Here is a 20,407-nt window from a genome sequence, read left to right on the forward strand (position 1 = left end):
TTAAAACGTATGGCATCTGTGCAGCAGTCAGACAAAGTAAATGACATTCTTGAAGGGTCAATCCCACGAACTTTAAAGAGAATGACCATCCCCATGATATTCGGCATGATCACGCTGATGATGTTCAACCTAGTTGATACTTTTTTTATAAGTATGTTGGGGACCGAGCAATTAGCTGCAGTGAGTTTTACATTCCCCGTTACTTTTACTGTTATTAGCTTAGCAATCGGGCTCGGCATCGGCACGTCAGCCGTTATTGCAAAAGCCCTGGGGAGCGGCAATATAGAAGAAGCGAGGTTTGATGCAACGGTTGCACTGCTTATGTCAGCTGTATTTGTTTTTTTATTATCATTGATTGGTTTTTTGTTAATTGAACCAATATTTTCTCGCTTAGGTGCAAACCAAGATGTCATGCCTTACATTTATGACTACATTTCGATTTGGTTTTTAGGCAGCGTATTTTTAATAACGCCCATGATTGGTAACTCGGTGCTTAGGGCCAGTGGTGATACAAAAACACCGAGCTACATTATGGGGCTCGCAGGACTAATAAACGCAATATTAGACCCTCTTTTAATTTTTGGAGTAGGGCCTTTTCCTGAACTCGGTATTAAAGGCGCTGCGATTGCGAGTGTTATAGCATGGTCTGTCGCGGTAGGTATTATTTTATATTTATTGGCTGTCAAAAAGCGTCTCCTCAGTATGAATCCAGGTCAACAGGGAGTGCTAAGTGCGAGTAAGAAAATTCTTAAAATAGGTTTCCCCGCAGCTGGTGCAAATATGTTGACGCCCATAGCCATGGCAGTAATGACTGCTATCGTTGCGTCGTATGGTCCCCAAGCGGTTGCTGCGTTTGGAGTGGGTAGTCGTATAGAGTCTATAGCGAGCTTAGTTGTGTTAGCGTTGTCGATGACACTTCCGCCTTTTGTTAGCCAAAATTATGGCGCACAAAACTTCGATAGAGTTAAACAAGCATATAAAAGCAGTTTAAAATTTGTGATGTATTTTCAGTTTGCAATTTATGCCGTGCTATTGGCGAGCTCTAGCTTAATTAGTCGCACTTTTGGTAATGACCCTGAAGTTATCCGTGTAATTGAGCTGTTTATTTATATTTTGCCTCTGAGCTATGGATTTCAGGGGGTTATTATATTGACGAACTCGTCTTTGAACGCGTTGCATAAACCGATGAATGCACTGGTGTTGAGTGTTGTTCGTTTGTTTGTTTTTTATGTACCATTGGCATTTGTTGGTTCGCACTTTTGGGGGCTACAAGGGTTATTTTTTGGCGCCGCGTTTGGTAACTTATTGACAGCTATCGTGTCTTATCAGTGGTTCTGTCGCAGTCTGGAGCGTATGCATCGAGCATCTATAGAGAGGTCAACATCATGAGTGATGACGTGTTTGAATTGGTATCTGAGTTCACCCCAAATGGCGACCAACCAAGTGCAATAGCCCAATTATGTGAGGGGCTGGAATCGGGACTGGCGCACCAAACTTTGTTAGGAGCAACAGGGACGGGTAAAACTTTTACGATGGCCAACATTATTAGCAATTTGAATCGGCCAACTATTATCATGGCGCATAATAAAACTCTAGCGGCTCAGTTGTACGGCGAGATGAAAGAGTTTTTCCCCAAAAATTCTGTGGAATACTTTGTCTCGTATTACGACTATTACCAGCCGGAAGCGTATGTTGTCGCCAGCGATACTTTTATTGAAAAAGATGCCTCGATAAATGAACATATTGAACAAATGCGCTTATCAGCGACTAAAGCATTATTAGAGCGTAGAGATACAATCATTGTTGCTTCCGTGTCTGCGATTTATGGCTTGGGTGATCCTGACTCATATATGAAAATGATGCTGTTGCTAAAAGTAGGTGAAAGTATCAACCAGCGCGATATGTTAAGGCGCTTGGCTGAATTACAATATACACGTAATGATATCGACTTTAGTCGAGGCACATACCGAGTTCGTGGGGAGGTGATTGATATTTTCCCTGCTGAGTCAGATACATATGCGGTGCGGGTTGAGATGTTTGACGATGAAATTGAACGTTTAAGTATTTTCGACCCCCTTACTGGCGCTGTTGAGAAGCATCTCGTTAGAGCCACTATTTACCCAAAAACTCACTATGTTACACCAAGAGAGAAAATCCTTGGGGCGATAGACAACATCAAAGATGAATTGAAAATACGGCGAGAGCAATTAATATCTAACCATAAGTTAGTTGAAGAGCAACGTGTGGCTCAACGTACGCAATATGATATTGAAATGATGACCGAGCTTGGGTATTGCTCTGGCATTGAAAACTATAGCCGTTATCTTTCAGGCAGAAACCCAGGTGAGGCACCTCCTACTTTACTTGATTACTTGCCAGACAATGCGTTAATGATCATTGATGAGTCTCACGTGACAGTATCTCAAATTGGCGCGATGTATAAGGGGGATAGAAGCCGCAAAGAAAATCTGGTTGAGTATGGATTTAGATTGCCTTCGGCAATGGACAATAGGCCATTGAAGTTTGATGAATTTGAATCAATTGCACCACAAACGATTTATGTGTCGGCGACCCCAGGTGACTTTGAATTAGAACGCTCTAATGGCGATGTCGCAGAGCAAGTTATCAGACCTACGGGGCTGTTAGATCCGCTGCTTGAAGTACGTCCTGTTGGTACACAGGTGGATGACTTATTGTCGGAAATTTATATACGAGTCGCAAAGCAAGAGCGTGTATTGGTGACGACATTAACCAAACGTATGTCTGAAGATTTAACCGATTACTTAAGCGACCACGATGTAAAAGTGCGTTATTTACATTCAGATATAGACACGGTTGAACGAATGGAGATCATCCGAGACTTGCGTAAAGGGGTGTTTGATGTGTTGGTTGGCATCAATCTGCTAAGAGAAGGCCTGGATATGCCAGAGGTTTCTCTTGTAGCGATACTTGATGCTGATAAAGAAGGTTTCTTACGCTCGGCACGGGCCTTAATTCAAACAATAGGCCGTGCAGCTCGCCATCTAAATGGAAAAGCAATCCTCTATGGAGATAAAGTCACCAAGTCAATGCGAAAAGCCATTGATGAAACTGAGCGCCGCCGTGAAATACAGCAAGCCTATAACGAAAAGCATGGCATTGAGCCACAGGGGCTAGTGAAAAAGATCATTGATGTGATGGATGTGGGAGAGGAGATAACGGATCAGTCATCTGTAAACTCGGCAACGCACGATGAAAATCGTTCAGGTGGCACTTTGAATGCGACGCAGCTTGCACATAATATTAGTGAACTGGAAACACAAATGATGCATCATGCGCGTGAGCTTGAGTTTGAAAAAGCGGCCCGAGTTCGAGATAAAATTCATGAGTTGCAACAGCAATTAATGCGTGTTTAGTCATTGAGGTAGTACGTGTTATGACTATTAATTGGGTATATTCATACTTACTCCATGATTACAGTCTAACCTTTACTTGGACTTTGTAATTTGCAAAGATTAATAATCTACATGCAGTATATTACCTTCATATGAGACTTAGCTTTTTATTTCAGTACATGATAATCGGTGCGTTACTTTGCATGAGTAGCGCCGCTTTATGTGTGCAAGAGTTAAAAAGCATGCAAAATTTACTGGCACATAACCCCACCGCTGCTTTAAAAGAAGTTTCAACTAAGCTCCACTCACTGAATAGCTCGTCTTTACCAATTAATCAAGAGGTTTGGTTTTCATATAAAAATATAGAGATTTCAGCACAAATTAAGTTGGGTTTATTAGATGAAGCAAAAGCGAATGGGCTCGTTCTTTACGCAAAATATGATGCCGAAAACTATCCTTTATTTCGTGCTAAAACGGCGTTTTTATTAGCGGTTGTGAATCAATCTACGAGTAACTCGCAACAAAGCCTAGCGTATTTAACGGAAGCGATGGCACTTATTGAGAATAAAGATGAGCCAGAATTAATAGCCGATTTATTTGCTAATTTGGGTAGGATATATCGTTATCAAGCGGACTACCAACAAGCATTAAGTTATACGTCACGTGCTTTAGATATGGCAAATGAATTACGCAATAAATTAAAGCAAGCCAGTTTCCATAATCAAATAGGGGTGATTTATGATTACATTGGAAATCTAGCATTAGCTCTTGAACATCATGAACAATCATTAAGGCTGCAACAGCAGTTGGGTAACCAACAGGGTATTTCAGACTCATTATATAATATTGGAGAAATTTACAGGGATTTAAATAAATTGCCGTTGGCATTGTCTCATTTTAGCCAAGCTTTAGTGGTCGATCAATCTTTAGGTAACCCCATTCATATCGCCAATAGTTATAGCAAACTTGCTCAAGTCAATATGGCGCTCAATAAATTGGATGTGGCAAAGTCACACGTTGAACAGGGTTTAGCATTGGTGCGTAAATTGAATGTACCAAGTGATATAAGTTGGCAGCTGAGTATATTAGCCAGTATTTACATGGCGATGGGGGAATTGCCTCAAGCGAAAGCGTCAGCTAATGAAGCACTTGAGCTGGCTCTCTCTGCGCAGGCAAAAAGGACAGAGCGCTCGGTACGAATGATACTTATTGAAATCGCGATTGCACAAAAGCAAAGCAGTAATGCACTCACTCAAATAGCAGAAATGCTGGCACTACCCGGTATCAGTCGTATTTATCAGAGTCAGTTATATAAGTTACAAGCTGAGTTGTATGAAAAACAAAATGAACTGGTGCGTGCGATTAAAAGCCACAAAGATTACCAAGAGGTTCAGCAGCAGCTTTTTGAACATCTAGATAAACAGCAAACTGAGCGGATGAAAAAAAGTGTTGAGGTCATTCGCCAAGATCAGGAATTGTCAATTTTACAAAAAGAGCAAGCACTGCAAAAAGCAAGTCTGGCAAATTTAGAGTTACAGCGCGGGATTGTTATTTTACTGCTTTTGTTATTGTTTGGCGTACTCTGCCTTATTTTTACGCGTCAAAAACAAAAACAGCGTTTGTTTGATGTTAAAGCTAAATTATTAGCTGATAATTTAGAGCAAAAAAACCGACTATTAGCCGATGTGTCTCATGAGCTAAGAACACCTTTAACGGCATTAAAACTCTCTATTGAAGTATTGCAGTTTAACTTAGAACCGAACATTGAGCGTGCGTATATCAAAGTGCATAGTAAAATTTCGCAATTGGATAACTTGATAGCGGATATATACCGTTCTGCACAGTATGACAATAATACGCTACGGCTAGATAAAGATGTATTTTCAATCAATGAGCTTATTGAAGATGTTCATCAAGACTTTATCCCTCGTTATAATGAAAAACCTCAAGGGCTGGCTGTGAACAGCCAAGATAATGTCACAATTGGGGTCGACGCAGAACGTATTAAACAGGTCATTATTAATTTGTTAAATAATAGTTTGGCGTATACGAATAAAGGTGGCGAAACTCGTTTGGCAATGTATGAAAATCATAGTGGGATCAGAATAACGGTTGAGGATTCAGCGCCAGGTTTAAGTGATGAAGACTTGGTCCGAGTATTTGAACGGCTGTACCGCTGTGAAGAGTCAAGGAGTCGAGATTTGGGGGGATCAGGTCTTGGGTTATCAATTTGCCAGCAAATAGTCCTTGCCCATGACGGTCGTATTTATGCTGAGCATAGTGAACTTGGTGGTGTTAAATTTGTTGTATTGTTACCCAAATAAGCTATTTTATTATTTGGTATTGAGGTGATAAAGAAACGCCAGTGGGCGTTTCTTTATGCATATCGTTAAATTAGAATCGATAACTGATGCCGGCACCTAGAGTGTTTACATCTAAATCACCCATATCAATGTATTGCCAAGCGATATTTACGGCGACGCCATTGTCCCAGTCATATTGCCAACCGGCCTCAGCAAATAGCCCTACGCCATCTTCATCAACGAGTTTATTATTACCTCTGGCGATTTCATAGTTATAAAACTGAGCGCCTAATTTTCCGTAAATATAATTGTTCTCGGTTAGTTGATATTGACCTTTACCAGCTGCAACAAAGTTCGAGTAATCTACTTTGTTGGCATTGAGATCAAACAACAATTCATCATTACGGTCGCAGACAAATTTACTATTGGTAAGCTCTTTACACGTCCAATCATCGGCTTCAGAGCCTGTACTGATACCAGCCTCAAGCGCCCACGTTGAGTCTAGTTGGTAATTATAATAAGCATATACTTGTCCTACTCCATCACCGTCTTGGCTAGAGCTTTTATAGGATGCACCACCGCCAGAAACTTGTATCCCAACACGATGTTGTTCATCATTTTGAGCTGCTTGAGTGTTAAAAGCCAAAGCGGTTAATAGTGAGATTAAAGAGAGTGTTTTCATCGTTTCCGTTCCTGAATGTTTAACTTGGTACTTATGTTATAAAGTTCTACTGTGAGAGTCTGTTGGAAGCGTGTTAGTTGATGTAGGGAGAGTGTGAAAATCTGTAAAGGAGTGATTAAATAACATGCTATTAAGTGTGTCAGCCCCCCTAGCTGTGAGCTTGAGTGCAGCAAAGGAAAGGGTTAACGCACTTTTTACTGAGTATCAGTGATAACAGTATCTATAAAGTGTATTACGCCGTTGGAGGCATAAATACCTTGGTTTGTGATGTTAGAGACTGTTTCGACGAGTGTGCCAGTTAAGTTCATTGCGGCGGCGGCATCAACTTCTCCTGACACGACATGATAGGTCAAAATGCTGCTGAGCTTGTCCGTATCTGCCAGTACAGCAGCAATGGGGTCTTGCCCTAGGGCTGCAAATGCTGTATCAGTGAGGGCAAATACGGTGAATTTTTTCTCAGGGTTTGCCAAGGTGCTGTTAAGACTCGTGATTTAAAGAGTTGCAATCGGTGTATTATAGCTATCTGCATTTTTTCGAGATCAACAATAGTTGATGTCTTGATTGACTCACAGGGGTAGCTACATTGCGATCATTATCGCTGTTACAGCTCATTACAATCGATATAGTAAACGGCATAGATAAAGTGTGCATTAGTTCTGTAAATGTTCCATTTCTTCAAGTTAATAACTAAACGAACAATATTTTGACTGATTTATAAACGTACTAAAATAGCTCAGCCTCTTGATGGGCGAGATTTCCTCGTAATTTCTCTACCATTATATTGAGATCATGATTGGCATTAGCAACGGTTTTACTGACCTTATCGCTTTGTGCTAACTGTTTATAGTTTTCAGAGATTTGCTGAAGTTGAAGCAAAGTGTGTTGTAATGATTCAGTGATGTTCGATTGTTGTTCTGCAGCGTGTGCGACTTGGTTATTAAGATGTGTCATTTGCTCCATTTCTTGAATTATTTCTCTCAATGATTGTTGCGCGAGAGAGGTTTGCTCTGCATTTTTGGTGGTGATCGAAATTTCTTCTTGCATGGCACTGACTGCATTTTGTGCTGCGCTTTGCAGGTTGTTGATCACAGACGTAATACTTAATGTTGATTGTTGTGTTTTTGATGCCAAGCTTCTGACTTCATCAGCAACCACGGCAAAACCTCTACCTGCTTCCCCAGCTCTCGCTGCTTCAATAGCAGCGTTGAGGGCCAGTAAGTTAGTTTGTTCTGCAATACTACTGATCACGTCTAATACCGAACTAACACTGCCAGCTTGCTGTTCTAAGTCTTGGATCACAGCTGAGGTTTTTTCTACTTCTGAGACCAGTATTTTCATACTATTTGCAGAATTATCTACAATGTCAGCACACTGAGTTGCTTGATTAGTAACCGTGTTGGTGGAACCAAGCGCCATTTGGCTATGTTGTTGTAATTGTTCTGCAATTTCGGCTAAACCGGCAATGGTATTTTCCATATCAGTACTGCAGCGTGCTTGGTCATGTGAGCCTTTTGAAATTTGTTCGCTTACATTATCAATTTCGCTAAAAGCTTCTTCAACTTCACCTTTTACTACGGTGATGTTAGAGACCGCTTCAACAATATGTGTTTTTATATCGACGATGGCATTAGATAAATCTCCCAGTTCATCTTTGTACGGATACGCCATGGCTAAATCATATTTTCCTTCAGAGATTAAAATGGTGTTGGAGATCAAGCCACGCAGAGGCCGAATAATTGTTTTTTTAATCAGTTGCAACATTACTACGATGACGACGATAGAAATAATTAAGGCAATAATGGGGTACACGGTCATGACTAAAGTTTGCTGTTCATTGATTGATACAAGGTGTGCATCAGAGGCGCTTTGTACATTGAGGCGTGTTGTTTGTAATAACTTGGCTAAATCTCGGTCTATACCTCGGACGAGTGTATCTGCTTGAACAAGGTTGTTAGTTGTTTGTAAATGGGCATGACCTTGCTGATATTTAGTGAGGAGCTGAGCGTGTTGTTGTTGTATGCTCTTTAGTGTGGAGGCGTGTGAGCTCCCTGTGCCGCCAAGCTGGCGGATAGTGTTTGTTAAGCTGTTTTGAACCTCATTGTGATGCTCATTAAAGCGCTGCCAATATTTTTCTTCATTGCGAATAAGCACGTTCTTCCAAGCTTGGACCTGGCTTTTGAATGTAGATTCAATGCTGGCAATGTGGTTTAAGCGGTGAATATCTTGGTGAAATAAGTCTTGATATTGATGAATTAAAAGTTCCAATCGAACAATACTAAAAATACTGCATGTTAAAACCAGTGCCATTGCACAGACAACAGGAAGGGTAATTTTGTATCTGATATTCATAACAACCTACTTCATCAATCAGTCACCATCAAGTGTTGATGACATCGTGAAGTTTGTCTAATTTAAAATCAGTTAATGCAAAAGTTGGTGTCGTAGCATTCATCGAAAAATACGAAAGTACAGGCTCAATCTTTAACCGTGGTGTCTTTATTGCGTATATCAGTGTATCGATGGCGTCATGCGCAGGCTAAGGTGAGTGCAAAATAATCATCACTTTATTGTTGACTTATTACTCAGTTTTGATAAAAAGGTTGTTCATTAATATTTTCAGATAGATACAATGAATATACTAACCTCAGCAATGATTAATCGACCTTGGCAACTCCTGTGTGCCACGCTGTCGTGCATGCGCTGCGGTTAACGTTTCGACTAACCGCGATGATAGAAGCGGTTAGTAATCTTAGTTTTTCTCCCACCACTTTTATCGTCCTTATTTAAAGGAATGGCATTATGCCCGTTCAGGCATCATACATGTTTGTTATTTTTATTTGGTCAACAACCCCATTGGGGATAGTGTGGAGTAGTGAGTCTATGCCGCCCACGCTGAGTGTTTTTATTCGTATGAGCATCGCGCTGGTTTTGGCGGCATTTGTTGTCTCACTGAGTAATATTAGAGTGCCTTGGCATAAACGGGCTTGTACTTTATATACGTATTCAGCGCTGGGTATTTTTGGTGGCATGCTGATGAGCTATATGGCTGCGCAAACAGTGCCATCCGGAGTGATTTCTCTCATTTTTGGTATGGCGCCTATTATCTCTGGTTTATTGGCTCAACGGCTGTTAGGTGAAGCACGTTTTACAGCTATTAAATTTGTGTCGTTAGGGCTATCTTTGATTGGCTTATATTTAATTTGCGCGGCGCAAATTCAGACACTGAATTTACCGCCAAAAGGGCTGCTTTACGTATTCTGTGCGGTGTGTAGCTTTAGTTTAAGTGGCGTTATGATCAAAAGAGTAAAATTAGCAATTCACCCTATGGCAACCACGTTTGGCGCATTGGTATTTGTCACACCGCTGTTTGCGCTTTTCTGGTATTTGATTGATGGTGAATTTAACCCTGAGATATGGAGCGAGCGGTCGATGTGGGCAACGGTATATTTGGGTATATTTGGGTCTTTATTGGGGTTTTTGGCCTATTTCCATGTGTTACAAAAACTCTCAGCAAGCACCGTCGCATTATCCACCTTGATCACACCCGCTTTTGCTGTTGGTTTGGGGGCATGGCTTAATAATGAAACGATTACAGTGACCTTGATTGTGGGAGCCGTGACCGTGTTATTGAGTTTAGCCTTGTTTATTTTTGGCGATCAATGGTTAGTTGGTAAAGCAAAGTGTGCTGATTAATATCGTTATGTCATACGGTTATGAGAATAAGTCAGGCTTTATTCATTCAGGGTATGGTAAATGAAAGGACAACCATGCCCTTCTAATACGTATTGTGCTGTATAGAATCAATCATTATGTGCAGAATTCAGGCGTGGATAATAATTTTTACTAGGATGGAGCCACTTTTTGACGACAATTGCTTTTCATTACCCAAGTCAGACTATATGTACCGATAGCTATACGACCACACATGATTGTATTGTGACTGCGCGAGCGCAAAAATTTTTTGATGTTGCACAAGGGCGCGTCTTTGCGACCGGCAATTGTGCGGAGATATACCACTTAAAAGAATGCTGGTACACCGGGGAATTCAAACCGATCACCTGCGAGTTTTTAATGGTTGATCAAGAGAATAAGGTGTTTTTTGGTGAAGTTAGGCGTGGCTTTAAATATCTTGAACCTTTAGAGCAAAGTTGGGCGATTGGATCTGGCGCTAAGTGGGCTATTGCCGCAATGGATTTTGGCAGAAATGCCATAGATGCCTTGAGTTACGCGTGTACGAGAGATAAATCGACCGGTGGTCAGTTGCAATCGTTTCACGTCAATGATTGTATTGCGATTGAGCAAGGTCTAACATAAAGTATCTAATTATCAATGGTTTGATTCTATGGCAACATTATATATTACCGGAGCGGGCGTAAGTGCTCAAAGTGGTATTCCCACATTTAGGGGAGATGAAGGTTTTTGGACTATTGGCAGCAAAAACTATACCCCGCAAGAAATGGCCACACGCTCAATGTATATCGAACATCCGCTAGAGTTTCTGACCTGGTATTATCATCGCTTTGTGTGCTATCGAAATCACGGACCTAATGACGTTCATCGGTGGTTGGCTGATAAGCAATTAATAACACAAAATATCGATGGACTGGATGGTAAAGCGGGTAATGAAAACTATATTAGTATCCATGGTAGAATTGATGAAGTGACGGTATTCCACTCTCAAGGTGATAAGGTAAGTCGTACTCTTGCACCATGGGCGGAAATAGATGAAGCGCACTTAAGTGACTCTTTATTATCTTTGTTTAGAATCGGTAAAAATGGCCCACAATTAAATGAGTCTTTGAAGCCGTATGTACTTTTGTTTGATGAATACTACACCGACCTTTATCAAATTAATGTCGCCCAAGAGCGCATGTTAAATGCGGATAGAATCGTTTTTATGGGGACATCGTTCAGCGTCAACATTACGCAAATGGCGTTAGATATTGCACGGGAAAAGTCGATACCGGTAGAAATTGTCGACCCTGATCCCGCGCATGTACTTTATCATAATGTTACGGTTCATCGTATGACTGCACAACGCTATATAGAATATATAAAATGACCCAGGTTACAACGCTTTGCAAATGGCTTTATGAAGCGCTTTAATGTCTATTGGCTTCGCGAGGTAGTCATCCATGCCAGCAGCTAAGCATTTTTTAGCTTCTCCACTCATGGCGTTCGCGGTTAACGCAATAATATGACTGTGTCGGTCATCACTAGAGCGTTGGCGTATCGCTTGTGTAGCTTGATATCCATCCATGTTGGGCATTTGGCAATCCATAAGAATAACGTCGTAAGGTGTGTCGGATGCTTGATCAAGCCTCGCTAATGCTTGTTCTCCGTCAAATGCAAAGTCGTACTGGAGTTGCCACTTTTTCAAAATCTGAGCGAGGACAATGCGATTTACAGCGTTATCTTCTACCACTAATATTTTGAAATCAGTCGGGATTTCTTGTTGATTTCGAGCTTGCTGAGACGTTAAGTCAGGCGCTTCACCAATTCCCAGAACCAGTGTAAAGCTAAAGACACTGCCGATGCCAAACTCGCTGGTGACACTGATGCTGCCAGACATGAGTTCACACAAGCGCTTGACAATTGATAGCCCTAAACCGGTACCACCATACTGACGCGTCGTGCTTTGATCTGCTTGTGAAAAAGGAGAGAACAGCGAACTTTGTACTGTGTCACTCATGCCAATGCCTGAATCGGAGACTTGACCATTGATAATGCATTTTCCATCATGCTCTACGCTGCATAATGTGACTGTGATATGACCTTGTGCTGTGAATTTAATCGCATTACTAATTAAGTTTTGCAGCACTTGCTTTACGCGAACAGGATCACCGACCAGATACTGATGTTTTAAATTTGATAAGTTAAAATCAAGGCCGATGCCTTTTTCATTACACTGAGTTTGATAAGCTAATTTGAGCCCGTTAATTAAATGATGTAGTTCAAACTCGGTTTGTTCTAACGATAGCATACCCGCGTCAATTTTAGAGAAATCTAAAAAGTCATTTAACAAGCGAGTGAGAGATTGTGTACTGCGGTTTGCCACGTCGACCATATTTTTTTGAGTATCATCTAATGTTGATTGCTCTAGCAGTTGTAGCATGCCAACAATCCCGTTCATTGGCGTACGGAGTTCATGACTGACATTGGCAAGAAATAAGCTGCGAGTTTGTAACATTCTTTCGGCAAGATCTTTTTGTTCAGTTAACGCAATTCGGGTTTTTACCCGCTCATCAACATTCTGAATTGCACCATATAATCGAATGCATTGGTCATTCTCAAATACCGCTTTACCTTGTGTTTCTACCCAGACTTGATTCCCAGTGGCGGTATTTAATAAAAACTCCGCTTTCCATGGAGCGCCGGTTTCAATCGCGGTATTGACTAAACTTGTTACCGTGTCGCGGTCTTCTTCTTGATAGAATTGAATCGCAGTTTCTAAAGTCGGTTGAAAGTTATCCGATACTTCGTGGATTGCTCGAGTTGTGTCAGTCCATATCACCGTATTATTGAGCAAATTGACTTGCCAACCACCAATGATGGCAAGTTCACCCATTGCATGCTGAATTTCCTGGTTTTGCTTCATGAGCAAAAGCGATTGGTTACGTGTTATTTCATTACCAATCCACTGTGATAATAGCCATACAAAGTCATGATCGTCTTGTGTAAATTGACCTTTATGAATATCGGGTGATGAAAAGTTTACTGTACCATAGCGATTACCTTGCACTAATAAGGGGGCGCCAATATAGCTTTCGAGACCAAAATTTAGATAGCAAGGGTGGGTTGCAATGTGGCTGTCACTGGCATGATCAAATGCCAAAGACGAGTTGGCTGCTAAGGTATGACAGCAGTATGTTTCGCCCAGCGGGAATTGCGCACCGACAGGTAAGCTGTTATCAGGTGTATGAACATGTTCAACATAGTAAGTTTGTGCCTGGATCTGGCTAACAATCGCAATTTGACAGTTAAAGATGCGGCACCCTAATTGCAAAAGCTCTTGGATTTTTTGCTCAAATGGTAATGTGTGGTCCGCAGTAATTGAATGCAAGAGTTTTAATTTATTCATGGGCATACGCCTTCCTAAGCAACAACATTTGGCAGTATAACGAAGCGTGTTAAAAAAGCGAATTTCTGTGTATTGGTAAAGTTTATGCGCTTAATAAACTCAGTACTTCTTTTGTAGTCAGATTATAGGTCGTAGCCAGTAGCAAAACTCGGTGATTTTGACTATCTAATTTTGTGGCATTATTACACTGCTTGAGTCGTTTACATATGGCGGCTAAAACTTGGCTTTGCTGAGATATAAGCTGCGCTTGCGCTTCTATTAGTGCCAAAATTGCCGAGAGTTCATGCCTGGGTAACGCTGATAAATGCGGGTTGTAGGCAAAATAGCACTCAATCGCAGTGAGCTGCTGTTGATTGCGCTGCTGCAGCGCTTGGATAAGCCCTTCATTACTTTCAAACAGTAGCAATGAGCGGATGTAATTAAAAGGCGGTAGAATGTTGTTTGGGTTAGCAAATAATACATGCAGTACCGTATTGCCTTGGGCGTTTTTCTGCGAAAAGCCGCCATTATGCTTTAGCGATGGCGTAAAAAAATTAAATCGGTCGCTGTCGTTAATTCCGGCTATTAAACCAGTAGGCAAAGTTTTACGCTGTGCTAGCTGTTCACATAAATCTTGATAAAACCCATAAACTTGTGGGTTTTGTTGTGCGCTTTGGTAGATGAATTTCAATTGCAGTATGTTATCTGGTTCTGTTGAATTCTCATATAGTTCATACACAGCAGCAATGTCTTGCTGTTTTATCAGTGTAATCAATGCTGATATACAGGGTTCCACAATATATTACCTCTTAATAATAATCGCTTTATGCTATGTGAAAGCACGACAAAGAAAAAGGCTTGAACTCTAAAATTTAACGCCCATATATTTAATTCTAGTAGGGAAAGGAAGTGATATGACGTTATTTATCTGGCTATTTGTTTATGTGACTATGATCCCCCTGATTATTTGTATATTCATAAGGTTGGTTAAATGGGCTAAAGGTATGCCTAAAGGGGCATACCTTTTTATCGCGTTCATGCCATTGATTTCATTGTTTCCGATACCTCCAACGGTATTTAAAAATGTTGCAAAAGCAAAGCAGGAACAGCGGAAAAAGCAAACAGATAGTGATCAGTAAAAAACTATCGCTAAACTATGCGGGTTACTTGTTTATGCGTCCTATGGGTTATGACTTACCTTCTGATATGACTAACCTATAACCCCAGATATAAAATAGACCACATAGGAACCAGAGCATGCCTGCAATAACCGCAAAAATACTTGCTAATGCGGGTTGTAAGATTAGCAAAGGCAATGTTGCCCCACCACGCACGATGCATAAACTGCTAATCGTAAATATAGCAAAGCGTGTTAAAGGGATATGAGGGATCAGCTTGGCAGCACTGAGGGCATACAACGCACATAACAAAAATAAACTGGAAATAAACAGCGTTGCCAATGGTGCAAAGTATGTTCCTTGTAGTGCGGAGTCAATAATTATGTTCGGCGCTAACTGGGCTCGATAACATTGCTCACCCAGCACAATGCATGACATATGTGCAACTGCAGTAACGGTTGCTGTGAATGCGCAAAACAGCAGTAGAGCGCGGGCAAATACGAGGGATTTGATCTTCATTTATTGGTGTCTCTTAGTAAATGTTCCTAAAAATACGATTGTGCTCGCAGAATGTAAACGGGTGTGCAACTAACCAAGCTATGTACACTTAAGTATTTTGTATTAATGAAACCAACCAATTTTTAAATATAAGGATACGCTGTATACGAGGCGATGATGGGTCATGTAAGCAGGTATAGCGTATCTCTGGTTTGGCGCGGATATCAAACGGCGCCACTAGCAGTCCTTGGTCAATAAAATGCTTAGCTTGACGGGCTGAACCTAAGCATGCGCCATGGCCGGCCATAACGGCGCTTAATGCAATATCCATATTGCTGACTTCTAGCCATTGATTATGATTGTCAGTATGCGTGAGCCCTGCGGTGGCAAACCAATTAGCCCAGTAATCGTTTTTTGTATAATTGACTAACCAGCATTTTTTAATGTTTTCAATGCTAGAAAAATCAAATTCTTGGGCCAGTTTTGGTGAGCATAATACGACCGTTTCATCACTAAATAAAGTGGTTTGTTCTAATTCAGGGTATGTTGATTGCCCATAACGAATAGCGATATCAACATGACCATGTTTGATATCTTCTACGTCTGTAGACACAATAACCCTAACAATGATGTTAGGGTGGTCGACTGAGAATTTCCACAAATTAGGCATGAGTAGCATTGAAGCAAATGACTGGGTGGTTGTAACCGTAATACAGCCAGGAATAGGCTCACTTTGAATGCTACGAATGCCATGGGTAATTGTGCCAAACCCATTATTTAATGCCATCGCAAGTTTTTCCCCCTGTGCAGTCGGTTGCATAGACTTGCCTTTTCGGAAAAATAACTTACAACCAAAGTTTTGTTCTAGTAATCGAATCTGTTGGCTAATGGCCGCTTGTGTTACGTTGAGCTCTAACGCAGCTTTACTATAGCTGTGATGACGGGCGGCAGCCTCAACGCAGCGTAGCGCAGTTAAATGAGTTAATTCACTAAACATAAGTTTTTCTTATAGTTACTGTTAAAAATGATCGTTCGCGTCTTATTTGTATTCTAGCCATACTGGTGTTTTAAACACAGAGCCTCTTAGGTGGGTAAGATGCATAAATATAGTAAGGTTATTGAAAATAATGGTATTTCATTTAGTTCTGAAATGAAAGAAGAGACATGTTGGATTGCGAAAGTGATTAAAATGATCGCTGAAAAGCTACCATGCGAATATATGAGTAAATTAAAATAATATTATGTCACTAGGTTTGCTTTGGTGCCGTTTGGTTGTTTGCAATGAGTTTGCGCTTTATAGTCATACTTATTCCCAAAAAGGACAATGAACTATGGAAATCAACAGTGTTAAGAATAAAACGATACTGATCACTGGGGCATCAAAAGGGGTGGGCGCTGCATGTGCTCATGCATTTGCCAGCACCTATTCGCAAGGGGTCAATTTAGCGTTAGTCGCGCGTAATCTCGACCCACTTGAGCGATTGCAAGAAGAACTGCGTGAGTATACACAGTGTCGTACTGTACTGATTGTCGCTGATATGGCGAATTTGAAAGAGTGTGATTGGGCTGTGTCACAAACAATCGATGCTTTTTCGCAAGCGAGGATTGATGTTTTAGTTAACAATGCAGGGCTTCACGTACGGGGAGAGTTTATTACTCGTCGCGCGCAAGACATATCTGCCATGATTGATGTAAACCTACGTGCACCCTTATATCTTTCAGCGTTAGTGTTGCCATATATGCACCGGAATAATCAAGCGCCTTGCGCAATAGTCAATGTTGGCTCGCTGGCTGGTATGACTCCGTTACAAGGAGCGGCTACTTATAGCGCAACAAAGGCTGGATTGCGTGCTTTTTCCTATGCATTGCATGATGAACTTGCCGACCACAATATAAATGTGGCAGTGGTTTCACCTGGTCCTATTGATACTGGTTTTATCATGCAGGAGATGGAGCAAGTAGAAGATATTGTGTATTCACAGCCTATGAGTAGTGCGACACAGGTAGCAGCTGCTATTGTACAGCTAAGTATGTCAAAGCGATATGAAATAGCAATGCCAAAAATGAGTGGCTTACTTGCTACGCTTGGCTATCTATCGAGTCGGTTCAGGCGTTCAGTGCGGGGCACTTTGTACCGAATTGGCAAGAAAAATAAAGAAAAATATCGCCAACGATGTGATTAATCAGTGTGCTACCGCCATCTTATTAGCGAATAACACTTAACCTCGATTAATTATGTACTTTCACATTGTTTGCACTTTGTGTTGCAACAGTTGAGTCTCCGAAGTAGAGAATATGTGGGAGTCACCATGAGCAAGCAAACCTATTTGACAGGCTCAATCATCGCGTTGAGTTTATTTTTTGGTAATGCCAGTGCCACAATGCAATTGTCAGACCGCAAAAAACCACCGACCAAGTCAGTGCCGAAAAAAAATACAGCACAATTAGATGCACAGTTGCGTGCGTTGATATCGCAATTAGGCTTAACAGGTGATGTGGAGGGCCAAGATACCGCGCCAAACATCAGTGATCCAATACCACAATTGGGGATGCAGCTATTTTTTAGTAAAGCACTTGGCGGTGAAAAGAGTGTTGCATGCGCGACTTGTCATCACCCAAAATTGGGAGGTGGGGATAGGTTGAGCTTATCGATAGGTGTCAATGCCATTGATGCAGACATTATAGGACCAAGACGACAAGCCGTTAATAATGAAATTGATATACCTCGTAATTCGCCAACGATTTTTAATGTTGGTTTAGCAAAGAAAGCCTTATTTTGGGATGGCCGAGTTGAACAGGTGACGCGAGAGGAAGATGGTAATGTACGCACCTTTATCAGCACCCCAGATTCTGGGTTCGGGATAGCAGATGAAAATGCGGGGTCTACGCTTGTTGAGGCGCTATCTCGCTTTCCTGTAACATCAACACAAGAAATGCGAGGAGCTGCATTTTCCGATGCGAGTACGACAGAAGAGATTCGTAGTCATATCGCTCAGCGTATTGGCGATTATGGCTCAGAGGAAGGAGGCCTTGCAACGAATGATTGGCTTGCAGCATTTCGACTCGCATTTGACAGTGAACAAAGTGCTGAGTCATTGATCACATTTGATAGTATTGATTTCGCACTAGGTCAATATCAAGCATCATTCGTGCTGGTGGATAGTGATTGGAGTCGCTATGTTAAGGGGGATAAAAGAGCGCTTAATCCGGCGCAGAAACGGGGGGCAAAGCTATTCTTTACACAAGCCGCAGAGGGGGGGGCTGGATGTGTGAATTGCCATAGCGGAGAGCGCTTTAGCAATGACGGCTTCTTTAATTTGGCCTTCCCACAATATGGCATAGGTAAAGATGTTAATGGTGCTGATTTAGGCAGAGCGTTACTTGATGCGCAACCACAAAATCAATTTGCTTTTCGCGTACCGAGCTTATTAAATGTCGGTTTAACGGCCCCGTATGGGCATGCAGGGGTGTATGATACGTTAGCACAAGTTGTATCGCATTATGTTGATCCAGCTAAGGCGATTGAAGCATTCTTTCAGCGTGGCGGTGCGTGTGGTCTCAAGCAATTCTCCTTAAATGAAAATTGTGATGTATTAAATAATCAAGCAAGAGAAAACAGCCAGTTAGCGCTCACATTATTGCAAAGCTCGCCTTTTGTTGCTGCCCCATTAGATATGGCTCAACAAAAAGACTTAGTAGCATTTTTGCACGCATTAACAGACAATTGCACAAAAGATAGTCGTTGTTTGCAAAAGTGGATCCCAAATAGACGGACGGTTGATCCTGACAATTTACGCTTAAATGTACTTAACCGCCATAAAGAATAGAGTTCTACCCAATGAAAGTGACGATACGTGTCAAATTATTATTCATGATCTTGATCGCTAATTCGGCGTTAGTGATGGCTATTTACATTGCTAACCAGCTCGCTTTTGAGAAAAGCTTTGCTCAGTATGTGCAAAGCAATGCGCGAGATAAAATGCAGCCTGTCATTGTTAAAATGGTGACAACGTATAAAGCACACAATGGATTTTCTTGGGTTAAGCATCGCTCTCCTGAAATGGGGGAGGTGATAAAGTTATATAGAACGGCGAACGGAAAAAGCGCGGAACCACCGCATCGAGGAAAAGGACCTCCGCCTCGTGGCAGCGGGTATAAAAAAGGTGCTGGACCAGAACGAGGATATAAAAAAGGGGAACAAGATGTTCGACATAGACCGCCGAAAGGCGATAAACGACCAGAGCGTCGACCCCCGCACAAGGGAGGGGCCAATCGGTTGTTATTTAAAGGTGTTGATGGTCAATTATTGTTAGGTAAAGCCGACATGGGCCCAGCGGCATTGTGGCTCCCCATGTACTTTGGGGACGACAATATAGAAACTGCTGGGCAAGGAGAATTGATCGGGTACTTAGGAATTGAAAATGGCTCGGTGGTTACCTCCCGATTCGATGCTATTTTTTCTAAACAGCAAGAACAGCAATTTATGCATATTGCACTGTTGGCATTGTTAATAACTGTGATTTTGGCAATTCCATTTAGTAAATATTTAGTGCAGCCTATTATTCGCTTACGTCGTAATGCTCGACGCCTTGCTGGGGGGGACTATGCGCATAAGGTGCAGCTTGACCGCCAAGATGAACTCGGTTTATTAGCGCGTGATATGAATAAGTTGGCAGATACTTTGGCGAAAAACCAAACAGCTAGGCAGCAATGGATTGCGGATATCTCCCATGAGTTACGCACCCCAATTGCCGTTATTCGTGCTGAACTTGAAGGCATGATAGATGGGGTGATTGATACTGATGAAATCCAATTAAGCTCTTTGTATGAAGAAATAGAGCGCCTCACGAATCTGGTAGACGATTTACATCAACTCTCACTATCAGACCGGGGCGCGCTGACATATAATATGCTGCCTTGTACGCTAGCGGGTGTACTCAATCGGTGCATTGATAAGCGCAATGCGTCGCTGAGTTTATTTGATGTGAAAATAACGTGCAATGAGGCCCTAACGTTACATTGTGATCCACAAAGAATGAGTCAATTGTTTGATAACCTCCTACAAAACACCATACGTTACACTGATACGTCCGAAAAAGTAAAAGGGCGGCTCACGGTAAACGTTACGCAAAATGAGAAAACAACCCAAGTCGTCTGGCAAGATAGCTCCCCCAGTGTTGAACGTGATCAACTACCAATGCTATTTGACCGTCTTTATCGAGTAGATAGTGCAAGGACTCGGCAAACAGGGGGATCCGGGTTGGGGCTTGCTATCTGTACCAGTATTGTCGAAGCCCATCACGGCACAATTGAAGCCGACTTGAGTGATTTGGGTGGGCTCGCTATTATAATAGAGTTTACTCATTAAAAAA

The 20,407-nt window shown here is 41.6% G+C and carries 17 protein-coding genes; 10 read left to right on the top strand and 7 right to left on the bottom strand.

The annotated features are described in order from the left end of the window. Positions 1–9: 9 nt before the first annotated feature. The 3 genes from J8M01_RS21815 (at position 10) to J8M01_RS21825 (ending at position 5,698) form a co-directional block, all read left to right on the top strand. Positions 10–1,389 carry an MATE family efflux transporter gene (locus J8M01_RS21815; protein ID WP_211059323.1) on the top strand — a complete coding sequence of 460 codons (1,380 nt, stop codon included), beginning with the start codon at positions 10–12 and terminating at the stop codon, positions 1,387–1,389. Continuing rightward, a complete protein-coding gene (gene uvrB, locus J8M01_RS21820; RefSeq protein ID WP_211059324.1) occupies positions 1,386–3,395 on the top strand; it encodes an excinuclease ABC subunit UvrB in 2,010 nt (669 codons plus the stop codon). The genes J8M01_RS21815 and uvrB overlap by 4 nt, the downstream gene beginning before the upstream one ends. 221 nt (positions 3,396–3,616) lie before the next feature. Beyond that, entirely contained in the window at positions 3,617–5,698 is a 2,082-nt protein-coding gene (locus tag J8M01_RS21825) for a tetratricopeptide repeat protein (RefSeq protein WP_211059325.1), read from the top strand. Between the two features lie 70 nt (positions 5,699–5,768). Here J8M01_RS21825 and J8M01_RS21830 read toward each other — a convergent pair whose 3' ends face one another. The 3 genes from J8M01_RS21830 to J8M01_RS21840 form a co-directional block, all read right to left on the bottom strand. After that, the gene (locus J8M01_RS21830; protein WP_211059326.1) at positions 5,769–6,359 is read right to left on the bottom strand and encodes a porin family protein; all 591 of its coding nucleotides are present in this window, start codon (positions 6,357–6,359) and stop codon (positions 5,769–5,771) included. Between the two features lie 194 nt (positions 6,360–6,553). Further along, complete coding sequence (locus tag J8M01_RS21835) at positions 6,554–6,850, bottom strand: fasciclin domain-containing protein (RefSeq protein ID WP_348772770.1); 297 nt, start codon at positions 6,848–6,850, stop codon at positions 6,554–6,556. A 232-nt stretch (positions 6,851–7,082) separates the two neighbouring features. After that, entirely contained in the window at positions 7,083–8,708 is a 1,626-nt protein-coding gene (locus J8M01_RS21840; protein WP_211059328.1) for a methyl-accepting chemotaxis protein, read from the bottom strand. 450 nt (positions 8,709–9,158) lie between these two features. Between J8M01_RS21840 and J8M01_RS21845 the strand changes: the two genes are divergently transcribed. From J8M01_RS21845 to J8M01_RS21855, 3 genes are all read left to right on the top strand, one after another. After that, positions 9,159–10,052, top strand: a complete 894-nt coding sequence (locus J8M01_RS21845; RefSeq protein ID WP_192508140.1) for a DMT family transporter — start codon at positions 9,159–9,161, stop codon at positions 10,050–10,052. 168 nt (positions 10,053–10,220) lie between these two features. After that, entirely contained in the window at positions 10,221–10,673 is a 453-nt protein-coding gene (locus tag J8M01_RS21850) for a proteasome subunit alpha (RefSeq protein WP_210997320.1), read from the top strand. A 28-nt stretch (positions 10,674–10,701) separates the two neighbouring features. Continuing rightward, the gene (locus J8M01_RS21855) at positions 10,702–11,421 is read left to right on the top strand and encodes a Sir2 family NAD-dependent protein deacetylase (RefSeq protein ID WP_211050787.1); all 720 of its coding nucleotides are present in this window, start codon (positions 10,702–10,704) and stop codon (positions 11,419–11,421) included. A gap of 6 nt (positions 11,422–11,427) precedes the next feature. On the opposite strand, the gene J8M01_RS21860 is transcribed toward J8M01_RS21855, so the two are convergent. Continuing rightward, the gene (locus tag J8M01_RS21860; protein WP_211059329.1) at positions 11,428–13,440 is read right to left on the bottom strand and encodes an ATP-binding protein; all 2,013 of its coding nucleotides are present in this window, start codon (positions 13,438–13,440) and stop codon (positions 11,428–11,430) included. Between the two features lie 82 nt (positions 13,441–13,522). Next, positions 13,523–14,215 carry a hypothetical protein gene (locus tag J8M01_RS21865; RefSeq protein WP_211059330.1) on the bottom strand — a complete coding sequence of 231 codons (693 nt, stop codon included), beginning with the start codon at positions 14,213–14,215 and terminating at the stop codon, positions 13,523–13,525. Positions 14,216–14,333: 118 nt separating this feature from the next. On the opposite strand from J8M01_RS21865, the gene J8M01_RS21870 reads away from it, so the two are divergent. Continuing rightward, positions 14,334–14,558: a hypothetical protein gene (locus J8M01_RS21870; protein ID WP_211050806.1), complete on the top strand. Its 225-nt coding sequence runs from the start codon at positions 14,334–14,336 to the stop codon at positions 14,556–14,558. A gap of 48 nt (positions 14,559–14,606) precedes the next feature. Here J8M01_RS21870 and J8M01_RS21875 read toward each other — a convergent pair whose 3' ends face one another. Beyond that, positions 14,607–15,056 (bottom strand): hypothetical protein, encoded by a 450-nt coding sequence (locus J8M01_RS21875; RefSeq protein ID WP_192508135.1) that lies wholly within the window; start codon positions 15,054–15,056, stop codon positions 14,607–14,609. Between the two features lie 88 nt (positions 15,057–15,144). Then, positions 15,145–16,032 carry a LysR substrate-binding domain-containing protein gene (locus tag J8M01_RS21880; protein ID WP_192508134.1) on the bottom strand — a complete coding sequence of 296 codons (888 nt, stop codon included), beginning with the start codon at positions 16,030–16,032 and terminating at the stop codon, positions 15,145–15,147. A 334-nt stretch (positions 16,033–16,366) separates the two neighbouring features. On the opposite strand from J8M01_RS21880, the gene J8M01_RS21885 reads away from it, so the two are divergent. From J8M01_RS21885 to J8M01_RS21895, 3 genes are all read left to right on the top strand, one after another. After that, positions 16,367–17,218, top strand: coding sequence for an SDR family NAD(P)-dependent oxidoreductase (locus J8M01_RS21885; RefSeq protein ID WP_211059331.1), 852 nt, complete (start codon positions 16,367–16,369; stop codon positions 17,216–17,218). A 126-nt stretch (positions 17,219–17,344) separates the two neighbouring features. Further along, the gene (locus J8M01_RS21890; RefSeq protein WP_211059332.1) at positions 17,345–18,862 is read left to right on the top strand and encodes a cytochrome c peroxidase; all 1,518 of its coding nucleotides are present in this window, start codon (positions 17,345–17,347) and stop codon (positions 18,860–18,862) included. Between the two features lie 11 nt (positions 18,863–18,873). Continuing rightward, a complete protein-coding gene (locus J8M01_RS21895; protein ID WP_211059333.1) occupies positions 18,874–20,403 on the top strand; it encodes an ATP-binding protein in 1,530 nt (509 codons plus the stop codon). Positions 20,404–20,407: the final 4 nt, after the last annotated feature.

This window comes from Pseudoalteromonas sp. MMG005, from assembly GCF_018101015.1.
Classification (GTDB): domain Bacteria; phylum Pseudomonadota; class Gammaproteobacteria; order Enterobacterales; family Alteromonadaceae; genus Pseudoalteromonas; species Pseudoalteromonas aurantia.